We start from the raw sequence: 17,349 nt of genomic DNA on the forward strand, positions 1-17,349 counted from the left end.
AGCCCGCATGTGCGCCGAGGCGCCGCGTCGTGTCGGAAAACCTTATCGCCCGGCTGATGCGTCCGCCATCCTCAATTTGGATGAGTGGCGGTGGGGGATCGCTACGGAAGCGCTACGAGGCGTCCGGCGCGCCGTCGAAGGTGATGATCCAGCTGAGGTTTGGATTAGCCTTCATCGACCAGCGTACGGACGACGCGGCCATCCCGACCGCGAAGGCCGCCAGCACGTCCGCCCTGCCTAAAAAAAGGATGCCGGCCCGGCCAGCACGAGGACGATCGCGATGAGCAGCAGCATGGGAACGGGCCCGGTTTCGGCCAGGCGGTCGTACGGAAAGTTCGGGCCCAGCGCCTCACTTCCCTATACAAAAACTCGAGAAAATCTCCCCCAGCAGATCATCGCTGGTGAACTTCCCGGTGATCGATCCCAGGCTGTCGTGCGCCAGCCGCAGTTCTTCGGCAAACAGATCCAGCACCCGATCATCCATCTCGGCGTGCTCGCCCGCCAGCGCCAGATGGTCGGCCGCCGCCTGCAGCGCATGCAGATGCCTTTCCCGCGCCAGCCACGGCGACTCCGCCCCGGGATTCCATCCCGCCAGGCGCAGCAATTCGGCTCGCAGCTTGTCCAGCCCCAAGCCCTCGCGCGCCGATATCGCCAACGCGCCCTCGGGGGTCTCGAAGGCGGAACCGCCCAGCAGGTCAGCCTTGTTATAGACCACCAGCACCGGCGTCCTGGCGGGCAAGCGCCCCGTGATCGCCGCGTCCAGCTGATCTCCCGGCCGGGTCACGTCCTGCAGATGCAGGATCACGTCGGCGCGTTCGATCTCTTTCCACGTGCGCGCGATGCCGATGCTCTCTACCGTGTCCTCGGTCTCGCGCAGTCCCGCCGTATCGACGATATGCAGCGGCACGCCGTCGATGTGGATCTCCTGCACGACCTTGTCCCGCGTGGTGCCCGCGATGGGCGTGACGATGGCCACCTCGTCGCCGGCCAATGCGTTCAGCAGGCTGGACTTGCCGACATTGGGCTGGCCCGCCAGCACCACGTGCAGCCCTTCGCGCAGGATCACGCCCTGCCGCGCCTGCGCGATCAGCGCATGCAGGTCCGCCGCCAGCGCGGCCAGCGTGGGCCGCGCCTGGTACTTCTCGAGGAAGTCGATCTCTTCTTCGGGGAAGTCCAGCGTGGCCTCCACCAGCATGCGCAGGTGCACGATGCGTTCGGCAAGATCCTGCACGCGCCGCGAGAAGTCGCCCGACAGCGACGCCATCGCGCCGCGCGCGGCGGCTTCGGACGAGGCGTCGATAAGGTCCGCCACCGCCTCGGCCTGCGCAAGGTCCATGCGGTCGTTCAGGAAGGCGCGCCTCGTGAATTCGCCGGGCTCGGCCAGGCGGATGCCGGCGGCATGGCCCGCCTGGAGACACCGCGCCAGCAGCCGCCGCAGCACCGCCGGCCCGCCGTGCCCCTGCAATTCGAGGACGTCCTCGCCGGTATACGAGTGAGGGCCCTTGAAATACAGCGCGATCCCCTGGTCCAGCACCTCGCCGCCTTCCGCCGTGAACGGCAGGTAGTGCGCGTGCCGCGGCGCCAGCGCGCGCCCGAACAGTTCGCGCATCAGCGGCACCAGATCGGGGCCTGACACGCGCACCACGCCTATGCCGCCCCGTCCCGGGGCAGTGGCGATGGCGGCGATGGGGGCTAGTGCGGACATCGGGAAACTACTCTGTTTAAACGGCTGGAAGATAAGGGAATATACCCGCTGCCCGGCAGCATGCCCCCGTCCAGTACCGACGCGGCATGCCCTAGCTGGTCCAGCATGCGCCGGCCACAAGCTGGCCCCACACGGAGAGCAATATGGCGTTCCAGATCGCACGGGCATTGGCCTGTGGTGCGGCAGTGGTGGCATTTGTCTTCGGCGCGGCGGGCGCCGCCCAGGCGCGAGACCTGGTGGTGGGCCTGAAGACCGAGCCGAGTTCGATGGACCCGCAATACCATGCCCTCACCCCGAACATCCAGATTTCCAACTCGATGTTCGACGGCCTGGTCAATACCGATCCCAAACTGGTGCCGCAGCCCGCGCTGGCCGAGTCCTGGACGGTGGACGGCAAGGTCTGGACCTTCAAGCTGCGCCGCGGCGTCAAGTTCTCCGACGGCTCGCCTTTCACGGCCGAAGACGTGGTCTTCACTTACCAGCGCGCGCCCAAGGTGCCCAACAGCCCGTCGCCCTTCACGCTGTATCTCAGCGCGGTGGACAAGGTCGAGGCGGTGGATGCCGAGACCGTGCGCATCACCACCAAAGAGCCCTCGCCGCTGCTGCTGGTGAACCTGGCGCAGCTGCCCATCATGTCCAAGAAGGCTGCATCGGGTCCGGCGCCCGAAGGCAAGACCACCACCGAGCTCAACGGCGGCGATGGCCTGGTGGGCACCGGTCCGTACAAGTTCGTGTCGTGGAAGCGCGGCGCCGAGCTGATCCTGACTCGCAACGAGCACTACTGGGGACCGAAGCCCGCCTGGGACCGCATCGTCTATCGCCCCATGACCAACGCCGCATCGCGCGTGGCTTCGCTGCTGGCCGGCGACGTGGACATGATCGAGGATCCTCCCACCGACGACCTGGGTCGCCTGAAAGAAAACAAGAAACTCTTCGTCGAGGAAACCCCGTCGGCGCGCATGATCTACGTGGCCATGGACCAATACAACGCCGAGAAAAGTCCCGGCATCCAGGGCACCGACAAGAATCCCCTGAAGGACAAGCGCGTGCGCCAGGCGCTGTCGCTGGCCATTGACCGCAACGCCATCGTGCAGCGCGTGATGGGCGGCGCGGCGCTGCCCGCGGCCAACCTGCTGCCGTATCCGATGTTCGGCACGTCCAAGGAACGCACCGCCATCCCCAAGGCCGACGTCGAGAAGGCCAAGGCGCTCCTGAAAGAGGCCGGCTATCCCGAAGGCTTCACCATCACGCTGGGCTCGCCTTCGGGCCGCTACATCAACGATGCCAAGGTCGCGCAGGCCATCGCCTCGATGTGGACCCGCATCGGCGTGAAGACCAATGTCGACGCGCTGGCGCCGCCGGTGTTCTTCAAGGGCCGCGATTCGTACCAGTTCAGCGCCTACCTGGCCGGCTGGGCGGTATCCACGGGCGAGATGTCGAACCCGCTGAACTCGTTGCTGGTCACGCCCGACCCCAAGCGCGGCGTGGGCACCACCAACCGTGGCCGCTATTCCAATCCGGAGATGGACAAGCTGGTCGAGCAGGCCTCGTCCACCATGGACGACAAGGCGCGCGCCGAACTGCTGCAGAAGGCCAGCGGCATGGTGCTGGACGACTACGGCATCCTGCCCATTCATTTCGAGCTGTCGGTATGGGCGATGAAGTCGGACCTGCGCTACCAGGGCCGCGCGGACCAGACCACGCAAGCCCAGTTCGTCACGCCGGCGAAGTAGCCCGCGTGCGACGCAGCAGCCGTAGCTGTAGGAGGCGGCCGCCGTGCTAGCGACGATCATCCGCCGTCTGCTGCAGACCGTCGTGGTCGTGGTGGTGATGTCGGCGCTGGTGTTCTGTGGCATCTATCTGGTGGGCGATCCCATCTCGATGCTGACCAGCCCCGAGGCCACCGAGGCGCAGCGCGAGGCCGTGCGCCGCACGCTCGGCCTGGACCTGCCGTTGTGGCGCCAGTACCTGATCTTCATGGGGCAGGCGGTGCGGGGCGACTTCGGCAACAGCTTCCTCACCGGCGAGCCGGCGATGCGGCTGATCCTGCAGCGCATGCCGGCCACGCTCGAGCTGGCCACGGTCGCCATGCTGCTGTCGGTGCTGGTCGGCGTGCCGCTGGGCATCCTGGCTGGCCTGAAGCCCAAGGCCACGCGCTCGCGCGCCATCATGACGGGATCCGTGCTCGGCTTCTCGCTGCCGAACTTCTGGGTCGGCATGATGCTCATCATGGTGTTCGCGGTGATGCTGGGCTGGCTGCCGGCCAGCGGGCGCGGCGACACCGTGGCGGTGGGGCCGCTGGCGCTCAGCGTGCTGACGCTGGACGGCTGGGCCAGCCTGGTGCTGCCGGCGCTGACCATCGCGCTGGCCAAGTGCTCGCTGGTGATACGTGTGACGCGCGCGGCCACGCGCGAGTCTCTGCCCATGGACTACATCAAGTTCGCGCGCGCCAAGGGGCTCTCCGAAAAGCGCGTGCTGGGCGTGCACCTGCTGAAGAACATCCTGATTCCGGTGGTCACCGTGTCGGGCCTCGAATACGGGCAGGTGATCGCCTTCGCGGTCGTCACCGAAACCGTGTTCTCGTGGCCGGGCATGGGCAAGCTGCTGATCGATTCCATCATCAACCTGGATCGCCCCGTGGTGGTGGCCTACCTGATGCTCACGGTCTTTCTGCTGGTGATGCTTAACCTGGTGGTCGACATCCTGTACACCGTGCTCGATCCGCGCGTACGACTGGACTCCCGCCGATGAGCGCCATCCCTGCTTCCGCGTCCGCCCTGCCCGCCGTCGAGTCGCCCTGGCGCCGGCTGGCCGCGGACTTCTTCGCCAGCAAGCTGGCGGTGCTGGGCCTGGTGCTGCTGGTCATCGTCATCGGCGCGGCATTGTTCGCGCCATGGATCGCGCCGCAGAACCCCTACGACATCGGTTCGCTGGACATCATGGATTCCAAGCTGCCGCCGGGCGGCGAAAGCATGACGGGCAGCGTCTACCTGCTGGGCACCGACGGCCAGGCGCGCGACCTGCTGTCGGCCATCCTGTATGGCCTGCGCACCAGCCTTACCGTCGGCTTCGTGTCGGTGGCCGCGGCCTTCGTCATCGGCGCGGCGGTAGGCCTGGTGGCGGCCTACTTCGGCGGCCGCATCGACGCGCTGCTGATGCGCGTCGTCGACATCCAGCTGTCCTTTCCGGCCATCCTGGTGGCGCTGATGCTGCTGGCCATCCTGGGCAAGGGCGTGGACAAGGTCATCATCGCGCTGGTCGTGGTGCAGTGGGCGTACTTCGCGCGCGCGGCGCGCGGGGCGGCGCTGGTCGAGCGCGGCAAGGAATACGTCGAGGCGGCGCGCTGCCTGTCGCTGGGCTGGGGGCGCGTGCTGTTCCGCCACGTGCTGCCCAACTGCATGCCGCCGCTCATCGTCATCGCCACCATCGACCTGGCGCACGCCATCGCGCTCGAGGCCACGCTGTCGTTCCTGGGCGTGGGCGTGCCGGTCACCGAGCCCTCGCTCGGCATGCTGATATCCAACGGCTTCGAATATCTGCTGTCGGGCCAGTACTGGATCTCGTTCTTTCCCGGCATCGCGCTGGCCGTGGCCATCAGCGCCATCAACCTGGTGGGCGATCATCTGCGCGACGTGCTGAACCCGCGCCACGTGTCGTAGGCCTCGGCATCATGGACATCCTGGTACCCGTACCCGAACCCGTGCTGGACGTGCGCGGATTGAAGACGCAGTTCCCCACGCGGGCGGGCGTGGTCAAGGCCGTGGACGGCGTGGACCTGCGGCTGGCGCGCGGCGAGATCCTGGGCCTGGTGGGCGAGTCTGGCTCGGGCAAGAGCATCACGGGCTTCTCGTTGATGGGCCTGCTGGACGAGCCCGGCCGCATCGTGGAAGGCGAGATCCGCTTCGCCGGCACCGACCTGCGCCAGGCCACGCCCGAACGCTGGCGCGCGCTGCGCGGCAACGAGATCGCCATGATCTTCCAGGACCCGATGATGACGCTCAACCCGGTGCTGCGCGTCGACACCCAGATGATCGAGACCGTCCTGGCGCACAACGCAGTCAGCCGCGCAGAGGCGCGGGCGCGCGCGCTCAAGACGCTGGCCATGGTGGGCATCCCCGCGCCGCAAGAGCGCCTGCGCGCGTACCCGCACCAGCTGTCGGGCGGCATGCGGCAGCGCGTGGCCATCGCGATCGCGCTGCTGAACAAGCCGCGGCTCATCATCGCCGACGAGCCCACCACCGCGCTGGACGTCACCATCCAGGGCCAGATCCTGTACGAAATGCAGAACCTGTGCCGCGACACCGGCACGGCGCTGATCTGGATCACGCACGACCTGGCGGTGGTGGCCGGCCTGGCGGACCGCGTGTCGGTGATGTATGCCGGCCGCGTGGTCGAGACCGGCGCCACGGACGACGTCATCGGCCAGCCGCTGCATCCGTACACGCACGGCCTGATCGCGTCGATTCCCACGCCAGCCTCGCGCGGCAGGCCGTTGGCGCAGATTCCCGGCATGACGCCGTCGCTGCTGAACCTGCCGCAGGGCTGCGCCTTTCGCACGCGCTGCCCCCGCGCCTCGCAGGTCTGCGAGACGGCGCCCGATGCTGTCGAATACCGGCCCGCGCACTGGGTGCGCTGCTGGCACGCCGGAGAACCCTGAGTGGACACCACCAATGCCGCGCTGCTGTCGCTGCGCCAGGTGCAGATGCGCTTCGTGCAGCCCGTGGACCTGGCCGGCCGCATCGCCAATCTGTTCGGCGCCGGCCTGAAGACGCTGACCGTGCACGCCGTGGACGGCGTGGACCTGGACGTGGCCGCCGGGGAAGTGATCGGCATCGTGGGCGAATCCGGCTGCGGCAAGTCGACGCTGGGCCGCGTCGCGGCCGGTATCCTGCGCCCGACCGACGGCGCGATCCACTATCGCGGCCGCAACGTGGCCGGCCTGCCGCACGCCGAACGGCGCCAGTACGAGCTGGGCGTGCAGATGATCTTCCAGGATCCCTACGCCTCGCTCAATCCGCGCATGCGGGTGGCCGACATCATCGGCGAGGCGCCCGTGGTGCATGGGCTGGTGACACGGCGCCAGCGCGCCGACTACGTGGCCGAGCTGATGGGCCAGGTGGGCCTGGACCCTTCATACGCGCAACGCTATCCGCACCAGTTCTCCGGCGGGCAGCGCCAGCGCATCGGCATCGCCCGCGCGCTGGCGTTGAAGCCCTCGGTGATCGTATGCGACGAAGCGGTGGCCGCGCTGGACGTGTCCATCCAGGCGCAGGTGCTGAACCTGTTCGAGCGCCTGCGCGCGGATCTGAACCTGACGTACCTGTTCATCAGCCACAATCTCAGCGTGGTCAGCCACATCTCCGACCGCGTGGCCATCATGTACCTGGGCCGCGTGGTGGAACTCGCCAGCGCGCACGATGTGTTCACGCGCGCCAACCATCCCTACACGCAGGCGCTGCTGAAAGAACTGCCCACGCTGAAACCGGGGCGTCGGCAGTACCAGCCCATCAAGGGCGAACTGCCCTCGCCGATGGCGCCGCCGCCCGGCTGTACCTTCCATCCGCGCTGCCCGCACGCCATGCCGCGCTGCAGGACGGAGCAGCCGCTGTTGCGCAGCGTGGCGCCCGGCCACCTCAGCGCCTGCCACCTGAACGACGTGCCCGCCTGAATTAAGATTGGATCGTCCAGGGCCTTCATCCGGCCCATGCCTTACAGGGAATCCCATGAAGACCATCGACGAAATCGAACGCGCGCATGCCGAACTGACGGCCATCCGCCGCGACATCCACGCCCATCCCGAGCTGGCTTTCGAGGAGACCCGCACGTCCAACCTGGTGGCGCAGCGGCTGCGCGACCTGGGCCTGGAAGTGCACACCGGCCTGGGCAAGACGGGCGTGGTGGGCGTGCTGCGCGGCACGCTGGGCACGTCGAAGTCCATCGGCCTGCGCGCCGACATGGACGCGCTGCCCATGCCCGAGCTGAACCGCTTCGCGCACAAGTCCACCATCGCGGGCCGCATGCACGGCTGCGGCCACGACGGCCATACCGCCATGCTGCTGGGCGCCGCGCAATACCTGGCGCAGCATCGCGATTTCGACGGCGTCGTCAATTTCATCTTCCAGCCGGCCGAAGAGGGCGGCAACGCCGGCGCGCGCGCCATGATGCAGGACGGCCTGTTCGACAGGTTTCCCTGCGACGCCGTCTTCGGCATCCACAACATGCCGGGCATGCCCACCAACCAGTTCGGTTTCCGCACCGGCCCGGCCATGGCTTCCAGCAATCGCTGGGACATCGTCATCAAGGGCGTGGGCGGCCATGCCGCGCAGCCGCATCGCGCGGTGGACCCCATCGTGGTGGCGGCCGACATGGTGCACGCGCTGCAGACCGTCATCTCGCGCAGCCGCGATCCGCTGGATTCCGCGGTGCTGTCCATCACGCAGATCCACGCGGGCGACGCCTACAACGTCATCCCCAACGAGGCCGTGCTGCGCGGCACGGTGCGCACCTACACCACCGCCGCGCTGGACAAGATCGAGGAAGACATGCGGCGCATCGCGACCACGCTGCCGCAGGTGTATGGCGGCACGGGCGAGCTGCACTTCGTGCGCGCCTATCCGCCGCTGGTGAACTGGGACAAGGAAACCGCGTTCGCCGCGCAGGTGGCGCGCGAGACCTTCGGCGACGACGCTGTCGACGACACCATCCCGCCGTTCATGGGCGCCGAGGACTTCTCGTTCTTCCTCGAGAAGGTGCCCGGCTGCTACCTGTTCCTGGGCAATGGCGAAGGCGATCATCGCCTGGCCAGCTACCACGGCATGGGTCCGTGCCAGCTGCACAACTCCAATTACGACTTCAATGACGCGCTGCTGCCCGTGGGCGCGACCTACTGGGTGAAGCTGGTCCAGGCCTACTTCAAGAAATAACGATATGCCGACACGAGGGGTAATGCCCCTCATATGACCAAAAGCTCTGATCAAACGCCGATTTATTCGTTTGCGTCGGGCTGGCCCGTTTTCATAATCGAACGCTCCTGAATTCCACACGCCGCCGGCATGGCGGCTTGCGCGGTCCGCCATGCGGGCCGCCCACGGAGCAATACGATGTCCGCCAGCACCGCCGTCCTCGAACGTTCCCCCGCCAGCGAAGCGGCTCCGCAACATTTCGAGGTTCGTCCGTTCTCCCATGGCATCGGCGCCGAGATCGTCGGCCTGGACCTGGGCCGCGACCTGAACGACGCCGACTTCCGCCGCATCCATCGCGCCCACCTCGACTATCACGTGGTGGTGTTCCGCGACCAGCGCATCACTCCCCAGCAGCACATCGACTTCAGCCGCCGCTTCGGTCCGCTGATGATCCACGTGCTGCACCAGTTCCACCTGGCCAACCATCCCGAGATACTGATCATCTCGAACATCGTCGAGAACGGGCAGCCCATCGGCCTGGGCGATGCGGGCAAGGAATGGCACTCCGACATCTCGTACAAGGAGCTGCCCGCGCTGGGATCGCTGCTGCACGCGCAAGAGCTCCCCTCGGAAGGCGGCGACACGCTGTTCGCCGACATGGAGCTGGCATACAAGACCCTGCCCGATCACCTGCGCAATGCCATCGAAGGCCGCCGCGCGGTGCATTCGTACCTCGCCCGCTACGACCGCCTGCGCGGCCAGAGCAACTGGCGTCCCACTCTCAGCGCCGAGCAGATCGCGCAGGTGAAGGAAGTCGTGCATCCGGTGGTCCGCACGCATCCCGAAACCGGCCGCCGCGCGCTGTTCGTCAGCGAGGGCTTCACCACGCGCATCGAAGGCCTGCCCGAGGACGAAAGCCGCCAGATCCTGGACGAGCTCAATGCCCACGCGGTCCGCCCCGAGCACATCTATCGCCACCAATGGCAACCGCACGATCTGGTGTTCTGGGACAACCGGTCGCTCATCCACCTTGCCGCGGGCTGTCCTCCGGAACTGCGCCGCAAGCTGTACCGCACCACCATCGAAGGCGACGCGCCCTATTGAGGCGCCGCCAGTCTTCCACCCGTTCCGGATCCCCCATGCGCCCTGTCGACCCCGCACGCGACCGCCTGTCGCGCCTCGCCACCGCCACCTTGCTGGCCCTGTTCATCGCGGTACTGGCGTTGGCCTCGCCCACGCCGGCGATGGCGGAAGGCCGTATCCGCATCGCCGAGCAGTACGGCATCGTCTACCTGCTGCTCAACGTCACGCGCGACCAGCAGCTGATCGAGAAACACGGCAAGCAGGCCGGCGTGGACATCCAGGTGGAATGGGCCAGGCTCTCCGGCGGATCGGCCGTGAACGAGGCGCTGCTGTCGGGTTCGGTGGACATCGGCGGCGCCGGCGTGGGCCCGCTGCTGACGCTGTGGGACCGCACCCACGGCCGCCAGAACGTGAAGGGCGTGGCCTCGCTGGGCAATTTCCCTTACTACCTGGTCACCAATAACCCCAACGTGAAGACGATCGCCGACTTCACCGACAAGGACCGCATCGCCGTGCCCGCGGTCACCGTCTCGGTGCAGTCGCGCGTGCTGCAGATGGCCGTGGCCAAACAATGGGGCGCCGAGCAGTTCAACCGCCTGGACAAGCTTACTGTCGCGCTGCCGCATCCCGACGCCGCGGCCGCCATCATCTCGGGCGGCACGGAGATCACCGGGCACTTCGGCAACCCTCCATTTCAAGAGCAGGAGCTTGCCGCGAATCCGAACGTGCGCATCGTGCTGAATTCGTACGACGTGCTGGGCGGTCCCAGTTCCTCCACCGTGCTGTTCGCCACCGAGAAGTTCCGCCGCGAGAATCCCAAGACCTACGCCGCGTTCCAGGCGGCGCTGGCCGAAGCCGCCGAGTTCGTGCGCGCCAGGCCCGAGCAGGCCGCGGACATTTACATCAAGGCCACGCAGGCCAGGATCGATCGCGATTTCCTCGTGAAGATCATCACCAACCCGCAGGTGCAGTTCAAGCTGCAGCCCGAGAACACCTATCCGCTGGCCCGGTTCATGCACCAGGTGGGCGCCATCAAGAACCAGCCGCAAAGCTGGCGCGACTACTTCTTCGACGACGCCGCCACGGCGAAGGGCAGCTGATGAGCACCATCGCCGCGCCCAGCGCCCTGCCGCAGCCGCTGCTCAGCGCGCGCGGGGTCACCATCGAATACAAGACGCCGGATCGCCTCGTGCGGGCCACGCACCAGGTCAGCTTCGACGTGCTGCCGCAGGACCGCTTCATCCTGCTGGGGCCGTCGGGTTGCGGCAAATCCACCTTGCTGAAGTCCGCGGCGGGCTTCGTGCCTCCGACCGAGGGCGAATTCCTGCTGGACGGCAAGCATATTCGCGGGCCGGGTCCCGACCGAGTCGTGGTGTTCCAGGAGTTCGACCAGCTGCCACCATGGAAGACGGTGCGGCAGAACGTGGCGTTTCCCTTGCGTGCGGCGCGCCGGCTGTCGCGCGCCGAGGCCGACGAGCGTGCCATGCACTACCTGGACAAGGTGGGCCTGGCCGGTTTCGCCGACGCCTATCCGCACACGCTGTCGGGCGGCATGAAGCAGCGCGTGGCCATCGCCCGCGCGCTGGCCATGCAGCCGCGCGTGCTGTTGATGGACGAGCCCTTCGCCGCACTGGACGCGCTGACGCGCCGGCGCATGCAGGAAGAGCTGCTGGGGCTATGGGAGGCCGCGCCCTTCACGCTGCTGTTCGTCACGCATTCCATCGAAGAGGCGCTGGTGCTGGGCAGCCGCATCCTGCTGCTGTCGCCGCATCCGGGCCGCGTGCGCGCCGAGCTGAATGCGCACCAGTACGACCTGCACAGCCCGGGCTCCGCCGCCTTCCAATCGGCCGCGCGCCGCATCCACGACCTGCTGTTCGACGTGCCCGACGCGGCCGCCGAGCCCATCCAGGCGGCCGCCTGAGGAGTCCACATGTCCGTCTCTACCGCCCACCCCGTGCGGGCCGAGTTCGTACGCGAGCCCGAGCCGCTGCCCCAAGGCATCGCAGCGGCCGTGCCGCTGTCGTGGCACGAGCGATGGCTGCGGCATGCGGCCGTACGCAAGACGCTCATCCTGCTGTTGCTGGCCCTGTTGTGGGAAGGCGCCGCGCGCTATGCCGACAACGACCTGCTGTTGCCGGGTGCTCTGCAGACCGCGCGGGCCTTCATCGATGGCCTGGCCAGCGGCGAACTGGCCGGCCGTGCCGCCCTGTCGATGTCCGTGCTGTTGAAGGGCTATCTGGCGGGCATCGTGCTGGCTTTCGTGCTGACCACGCTGGCCGTGTCCATCCGCTTCGGGCGCGACCTGCTGTCCACGCTCACCGCCATGTTCAATCCGCTGCCCGCCATCGCGCTGCTGCCGCTGGCCATGCTGTGGTTCGGCCTGGGCCAGGGCAGCCTGGTGTTCGTGCTGGTGCATTCAGTGCTGTGGGCGCTGGCCGTCAACATGTACAGCGGCTTTCTTGGCGTATCCGAAACGCTGCGCATGGCCGGCCGCAATTACGGACTGGGCGGACTGCGCTACGTGCTAGCCATTCTGGTGCCGGCCGCGCTGCCCGCCATCCTGTCGGGCCTGAAGATCGCGTGGGCCTTCGCGTGGCGTACGCTGATTGCGGCCGAACTCGTGTTCGGCGCGTCCAGCGGCCAGGGCGGCCTCGGCTGGTACATCTTCCAGAACCGCAACGAGCTCTATACCGATCGCGTGTTCGCGGGCCTGGTGGCGGTAGTCATCATCGGCCTGCTGGTCGAGAACCTGGTGTTCGATCTGCTGGAGCGCGTCACCGTGCGGCGGTGGGGCATGCAGCGCTGATCGGGCGCGGCGGGCCTTTCTCTGTACGCCCACCGCGCTTGCAGAGATCGTGCCGGCTCGCCATCGCGCGACTTACAGCCCCAGCGCCTTCGCCACGCCTTCGGCGTACGCCGGATCGGCCTTGTGGAAGTGCTCCAGCTGGCGGCGCTTGATCTCTACCGGCACGTCGGCCATGTGCCGCGCGATGTTGCCGAACAGCCGCTGCTTCTGCTCGTCGGTCATCAGGCGGAACAGTGCGCCGGGCTGCGAGTAGTAGTCGCTGTCCTCGCGATGGTTCCAGCGGTCCGCCGCCTGGCCGTCCAGCGCCAGCGCCGGCTCGGCCGCGCCCTTCGATTCCAGCCATTCGTTGAAGCTGTTGGGCTCGTAGTTGATCCTGCGTCCGCCGTTGCCGTCCACGCGTCCGGCGCCGTCGCGATGGAAGCTGTGCACCGGGCAGCGCGGAGCGTTCACCGGGATCTGATGATGGTTGATGCCCAGGCGATAACGATGAGTGTCGCCGTACGAGAACAGGCGGCCCTGCAGCATCTTGTCCGGCGAGAAGCCGATGCCCGGCACGACGTTGGCCGGCGTGAACGCGGCCTGCTCCACCTCGGCGAAGTAGTTCTCTGGGTTCCTGTTCAGCTCGAGCACGCCGACGTCGATCAGCGGATAGTCGCCGTGCGGCCACACCTTCGTCAGGTCGAACGGGTTGATGTGGTAGGTCGCCGCCTCGGCCTCGGGCATGATCTGCACCTGCATGGTCCAGCGCGGGAAATTGCCCTGCTCGATGTGCTCGAACAGGTCGCGCTGCGAGGCCTCGCGGTCGCGCGCGACGACCTGGGCGGCTTCTTCGTCGGTCAGACACGCGATGCCCTGCTGCGACCGGAAGTGGAACTTCACGTAGAAGCGTTCGTTCTGTGCGTTGACGAAGCTGAAGGTGTGCGAGCCGAAGCCGTGCTGTTCGCGCAGGTTGCGCGGAATGCCGCGATCGCTCATCAGGATCGTGACCTGGTGCAGCGATTCGGGGTTCAGGGACCAGAAGTCCCAGGCCGCGGTGGCGCTGCGCAGATTGGTGCGCGGATCGCGCTTCTGCGTGTGGATGAAATCGGGAAACTTCAGCGGGTCGCGGATGAAGAACACGGGGGTGTTGTTGCCCACCAGGTCCCAATTGCCTTCCTCGGTGTAGAACTTGATGGCGAAGCCGCGCACGTCGCGCTCGGTGTCGGCCGCGCCGCGCTCGCCCGCCACGGTCGAGAATCGCAGGAACAGGGGCGTCTGCTTGCCCACTTCCGAGAACAGCCTGGCGCGCGTGTAGCGCGAGATGTCGTGGGTGATGGTGAGCGTGCCGTAGGCGCCCGAGCCCTTGGCGTGCACCACGCGTTCGGGAATGCGTTCGCGGTCGAAGTGCGCCAGCTTTTCGAGCAGCCAGACGTCCTGCAAGAGCGCGGGACCGCGCGGGCCGGCGGTGAGGGTATGGTTGTTGTCGGGTACCGGGGCGCCGGCGGCGGTCGTGAGTTTATTGTCGGTCATCGCGGACTCCTGGGAGTGGGCTGGGCCTTGCGCGAAAGGCGAGGCACGGAAGGCGTGTCGCGCGCCACGGCATGGCCGTTGGCGGGCGACTGGAATCTTAAAAGCCCGCCATCCGTAAGTAAAATTGATTGATAAAGTTTCTTCGATTGAAGAAAACTATAGTCGGGCAGCTCGGCATCCGGTGATCGGCGCCTTGCCGTGCCGGCAACCATGTCGATTCGGCGCCACGGTCAGCGGGAGCCGCGCATGAAAAAGGCCGGGCTTCTTCAACGAAGCCCGGCCTTGGAGACGGTTATGGGACGGTGAGGGTCCCGTCCCGCGGATCGGATCAGCTGTTCGCCGCGCCTTCCGCCTGCTTTTCCATGCTGCGCGTAATGCTCCACTGCTGCAGGATGGACAGCGCGTTGTTCACGCACCAGTACAGCACCAGGCCGGCCGGGAAGAAGAACATCATCCCGCCGAACACCAGCGGCATGGCCATCATCACCTTGGCCTGCACGGGATCCGGCGGCGTGGGGTTCAGCTTGATCTGCAGGAACATGGTGCCCATCATCACGGCGGGCAGGATGAAGTAGGGATCGCGCACCGACAGGTCGTGCACCCACAGGATCCACGGCGCGCCGCGCATCTCGACGCTGGCCAGCAGCACCCAGTACAGCGCGATGAACACCGGAATCTGCACCACCATGGGCAGGCAGCCGCCCAGCGGGTTGATCTTCTCGGTGCGGTACATCTCCATCATGGCCTGGTTGAGCTTCTGGCGGTCGTCGCCGTACTTCTCTTTCAGGGCCTGCAGGCGCGGGGCCACGCGCTTCATGCGCGCCATCGAGCGGTAGCTGGCGGCGGCCAGCGGGAAGAACACCAGCTTGATGATCACGGTGAGCGCGACGATGGTCCAGCCCCAGTTGCCCAGGATGCCGTGCAGCCACGTCATCAGCGTGAACAGCGGCTTGGCGATGATGGTCAGCCAGCCGTAGTCCACCACCAGTTCCAGGCCGGGGGCCAGGGCCGACATGGCCTTCTGGTCTTGCGGGCCCACCCACAGGTGCGAATCGACCGTGGCGGTCGAACCCGGCGCCACTTCGCCCACCGCCTCGACGGTGCGCGCGGCGTACAGGTTGGGTTGCACCTGCAGCACTTCGTTGGTGCGCGGCTTGCCTTGCGGCGGGATCCACGCAGTGGCGAAGTAGTGCTGCACCACGGCGATCCAGCCGTTGTCGGCCTGCTTGACGTAGGTGCCCTTGTTCTTCTGTATGTCCGAGAACGTGACCTTCTGGAAGTGCTCCTGGTCGGAGTACACCGCCATGCCGGTGAACGTGTGATAGAAGCTGGACGTGCCGGCCGGATCGCTGCCGTCACGTTCGAGCTGCAGATACAGTGCCGGGTTCAGCGGACCGGTGCCGGTGTTCGACAGGTCGTGGCGTACGTCGATGTCGTAGCGGTTGCGGTGCAGCGTGTAGGTCTTGGTGACCTTCAGGTTGCCCGACTCGGCCTCGAACACGACCTGCAGGCTGTCGCCGGCCATTTCGCGCTCGGTGGACACCAGACGGAAGGGCGTCTGATGCGTGGGGAAGGACTGGCCGTTGCTGGCGCCGACCACGCCCGACTGCACCACGTAGGTGAGGTTGGGCGAGCGCTCGAGCAGCACCGTGGGACGTTGTGTTTCCCCGTCGGTGAACTTGAGCAGCTCGGCGCGCACCAGCTGCGCGCCGGTGGTGTCGAAGGTAAGGCGCAGCGTGTCGGAGGTGATCACGACCTCTTCGGCCTTCACCGGCGTGCCGGTGCCGGGCACGGTGCTGCCGGGGGCGGCCGGCGTGGCCGAGGGGGCGTTCGCGGTCGGCGCGGCCGGGATCGATGCGCTGGGAGCAGGCGCGTCGGGCTTGGCCTCGGCGGGCGCGTTGGCAGTGGGGCCGCCGAACAGCGACTGCTTGCCATGCTGCACCTGCCAGTTGTTCCACAGCAGCAGCAGCGAGAAAGAGAAAATCATCCAGAGGACGGTGCGTCGGATATCCATGATTCCTGACAAATAAGCGGCGGACCAGCAAAGCCCACCAGTGTAGCGTCAATCCATTCCGGTGCGTCGGCGGCGCCCGATGCAGCAGCGCGAGCCGTTTTCGGCGGGTCCGCGGCCGGCCGAGCCGCATCCGGCCGAACCTGTCGAGGCCGCGTCCGGCACCGGGTCGTGGCCGCCGGGCGACCATGGGTGGCAGCGGCCGATACGGCGGGCCGCCAACCATAGACCGCGGATAGGGCCGTGGCGTTCGATCGCCTCGATGGCATACGCCGAACAGGTCGGCGTGAAGCGGCATTGCCGCCCGATCCAGGGACTGAGGAAAAAACGGTAGAACCGGATGGGCGCGATGAGCAGGGCTTCGATCATCGCGCGATACGTCCGAAGTGGGCGTCTACTTCAGCGCGTGCGGCGCGCTTCAGTTCGGTCAATGAGGCGGGAGCCACCTTGCTTTGCAGCCGCACCACGTAGTCCTGCGCCGGCAGCGCCAGACGCCGGGCCCGGAAGGCCTCGCGGATGACGCGCTTGAGCGCATTGCGGGTGACGGCGCGCGGCGCGTAGCGCTTGGCGATGACCAGGCCCAGCCGTGCGCAGGCCGTCTGCTCGGCCGTGGGCGCGGCGGGAGTGGCGCTGACAACGAAAAACGCCCCACGTGCCACGCGCCGGCCTTTCAGGGCGGCGGCGAACTCGGAGGGGCGATGCAGTCGCGCCTCCGCGGGAAGCGTGGCGCGTGTCATGAAGGCAGGACCAGCCAAGGCCGCGATTCGCCGGTACGGCTAGGCGGCCTTGGTACCCCCGACCTTAGACGGCCAGGCGCTTGCGGCCCTTGGCGCGGCGAGCGTTCAGGACGGCGCGGCCGCCACGGGTTTTCATGCGCACGCGGAAACCATGGGTGCGCTTGCGACGGGTAACGGAAGGTTGGTAGGTGCGTTTCATGGACGTTCCAAAGAAAGAACAGGCCGGTAGACCGGGGTTTAGTGCGGATTCGGGTTTTGCTGCGGATTGTGGTTTTTGCGGAAAACGAGTCCGCTTTTCGGGTCAAGCCGGGGTGGTCAAAGACATGCTCAAAAGACATGGTCAAAGACGAGCCCTGCGCCTGCATCACCCTGCGGGCGCGACGGAAGCGTGCCCCTTATTCCGCCCGCTTATTCCACCCTCTTATTCCGCCTTTTTACCCCGTTCTCGACAGGTAGAATTCGGAAAAGCCCACCATTTCAGCAAGTTTCCTCTGCCTTGTCAAACAGTTAGCGGCCGACAGAAGACATGTAACCGCCGCGGCTTGTGGATAACTACTCCCCAGGCACGGTAGAATCGAGGTTTGAACAAGAGCGAC

General features: G+C 66.9%; 16 protein-coding genes. 10 read left to right on the plus strand and 6 right to left on the minus strand.

Annotation, left to right across the window (positions count from 1 at the left end):
* Positions 1-349: 349 nt before the first annotated feature.
* On the minus strand, positions 350-1,705 hold the full coding sequence (gene mnmE / locus CAL15_RS24215) for a tRNA uridine-5-carboxymethylaminomethyl(34) synthesis GTPase MnmE (protein WP_086080831.1): 1,356 nt from the start codon (positions 1,703-1,705) through the stop codon (positions 350-352).
* A gap of 143 nt (positions 1,706-1,848) precedes the next feature.
* Between mnmE and CAL15_RS24220 the strand changes: the two genes are divergently transcribed.
* The 10 genes from CAL15_RS24220 to CAL15_RS24265 all read left to right on the plus strand — a co-directional run bounded on the left by CAL15_RS24220 (position 1,849) and on the right by CAL15_RS24265 (position 12,496).
* Positions 1,849-3,438 carry an ABC transporter substrate-binding protein gene (locus CAL15_RS24220; RefSeq protein WP_086080832.1) on the plus strand — a complete coding sequence of 530 codons (1,590 nt, stop codon included), beginning with the start codon at positions 1,849-1,851 and terminating at the stop codon, positions 3,436-3,438.
* A gap of 43 nt (positions 3,439-3,481) precedes the next feature.
* On the plus strand, positions 3,482-4,456 hold the full coding sequence (locus tag CAL15_RS24225; RefSeq protein WP_086080833.1) for an ABC transporter permease: 975 nt from the start codon (positions 3,482-3,484) through the stop codon (positions 4,454-4,456).
* Positions 4,453-5,364 carry an ABC transporter permease gene (locus CAL15_RS24230; protein ID WP_086080834.1) on the plus strand — a complete coding sequence of 304 codons (912 nt, stop codon included), beginning with the start codon at positions 4,453-4,455 and terminating at the stop codon, positions 5,362-5,364. The genes CAL15_RS24225 and CAL15_RS24230 overlap by 4 nt, the downstream gene beginning before the upstream one ends.
* An 11-nt stretch (positions 5,365-5,375) precedes the next feature.
* Positions 5,376-6,362, plus strand: a complete 987-nt coding sequence (locus CAL15_RS24235) for an ABC transporter ATP-binding protein (protein ID WP_086080835.1) — start codon at positions 5,376-5,378, stop codon at positions 6,360-6,362.
* Between the two features lie 45 nt (positions 6,363-6,407).
* A complete protein-coding gene (locus CAL15_RS24240; protein WP_086081279.1) occupies positions 6,408-7,373 on the plus strand; it encodes an ABC transporter ATP-binding protein in 966 nt (321 codons plus the stop codon).
* A 55-nt stretch (positions 7,374-7,428) separates the two neighbouring features.
* Entirely contained in the window at positions 7,429-8,628 is a 1,200-nt protein-coding gene (locus tag CAL15_RS24245; RefSeq protein ID WP_086080836.1) for a M20 aminoacylase family protein, read from the plus strand.
* Positions 8,629-8,805: 177 nt separating this feature from the next.
* Positions 8,806-9,711, plus strand: a complete 906-nt coding sequence (locus tag CAL15_RS24250) for a TauD/TfdA dioxygenase family protein (protein ID WP_086080837.1) — start codon at positions 8,806-8,808, stop codon at positions 9,709-9,711.
* A gap of 35 nt (positions 9,712-9,746) precedes the next feature.
* Positions 9,747-10,790, plus strand: a complete 1,044-nt coding sequence (locus tag CAL15_RS24255; RefSeq protein ID WP_086080838.1) for an ABC transporter substrate-binding protein — start codon at positions 9,747-9,749, stop codon at positions 10,788-10,790.
* The gene (locus CAL15_RS24260) at positions 10,790-11,611 is read left to right on the plus strand and encodes an ABC transporter ATP-binding protein (RefSeq protein ID WP_086080839.1); all 822 of its coding nucleotides are present in this window, start codon (positions 10,790-10,792) and stop codon (positions 11,609-11,611) included. Before CAL15_RS24255 ends, CAL15_RS24260 begins: the two co-directional genes overlap by 1 nt.
* 9 nt (positions 11,612-11,620) lie before the next feature.
* Positions 11,621-12,496: an ABC transporter permease gene (locus tag CAL15_RS24265; RefSeq protein WP_086080840.1), complete on the plus strand. Its 876-nt coding sequence runs from the start codon at positions 11,621-11,623 to the stop codon at positions 12,494-12,496.
* 72 nt (positions 12,497-12,568) lie between these two features.
* Here CAL15_RS24265 and CAL15_RS24270 read toward each other — a convergent pair whose 3' ends face one another.
* The 5 genes from CAL15_RS24270 to rpmH form a co-directional block, all read right to left on the minus strand.
* Entirely contained in the window at positions 12,569-14,005 is a 1,437-nt protein-coding gene (locus tag CAL15_RS24270; protein WP_086080841.1) for a catalase, read from the minus strand.
* Between the two features lie 328 nt (positions 14,006-14,333).
* The gene (yidC, locus tag CAL15_RS24275; RefSeq protein ID WP_086080842.1) at positions 14,334-16,019 is read right to left on the minus strand and encodes a membrane protein insertase YidC; all 1,686 of its coding nucleotides are present in this window, start codon (positions 16,017-16,019) and stop codon (positions 14,334-14,336) included.
* A gap of 48 nt (positions 16,020-16,067) precedes the next feature.
* A complete protein-coding gene (gene yidD, locus CAL15_RS24280) occupies positions 16,068-16,385 on the minus strand; it encodes a membrane protein insertion efficiency factor YidD (RefSeq protein WP_086080843.1) in 318 nt (105 codons plus the stop codon).
* Complete coding sequence (locus tag CAL15_RS24285) at positions 16,382-16,753, minus strand: ribonuclease P protein component (RefSeq protein WP_086080844.1); 372 nt, start codon at positions 16,751-16,753, stop codon at positions 16,382-16,384. The genes yidD and CAL15_RS24285 overlap by 4 nt, the downstream gene beginning before the upstream one ends.
* 64 nt (positions 16,754-16,817) lie before the next feature.
* Entirely contained in the window at positions 16,818-16,952 is a 135-nt protein-coding gene (gene rpmH, locus CAL15_RS24290) for a 50S ribosomal protein L34 (RefSeq protein WP_003800771.1), read from the minus strand.
* Positions 16,953-17,349: the final 397 nt, after the last annotated feature.

Source organism: Bordetella genomosp. 13, assembly GCF_002119665.1.
GTDB lineage: Bacteria > Pseudomonadota > Gammaproteobacteria > Burkholderiales > Burkholderiaceae_B > Bordetella.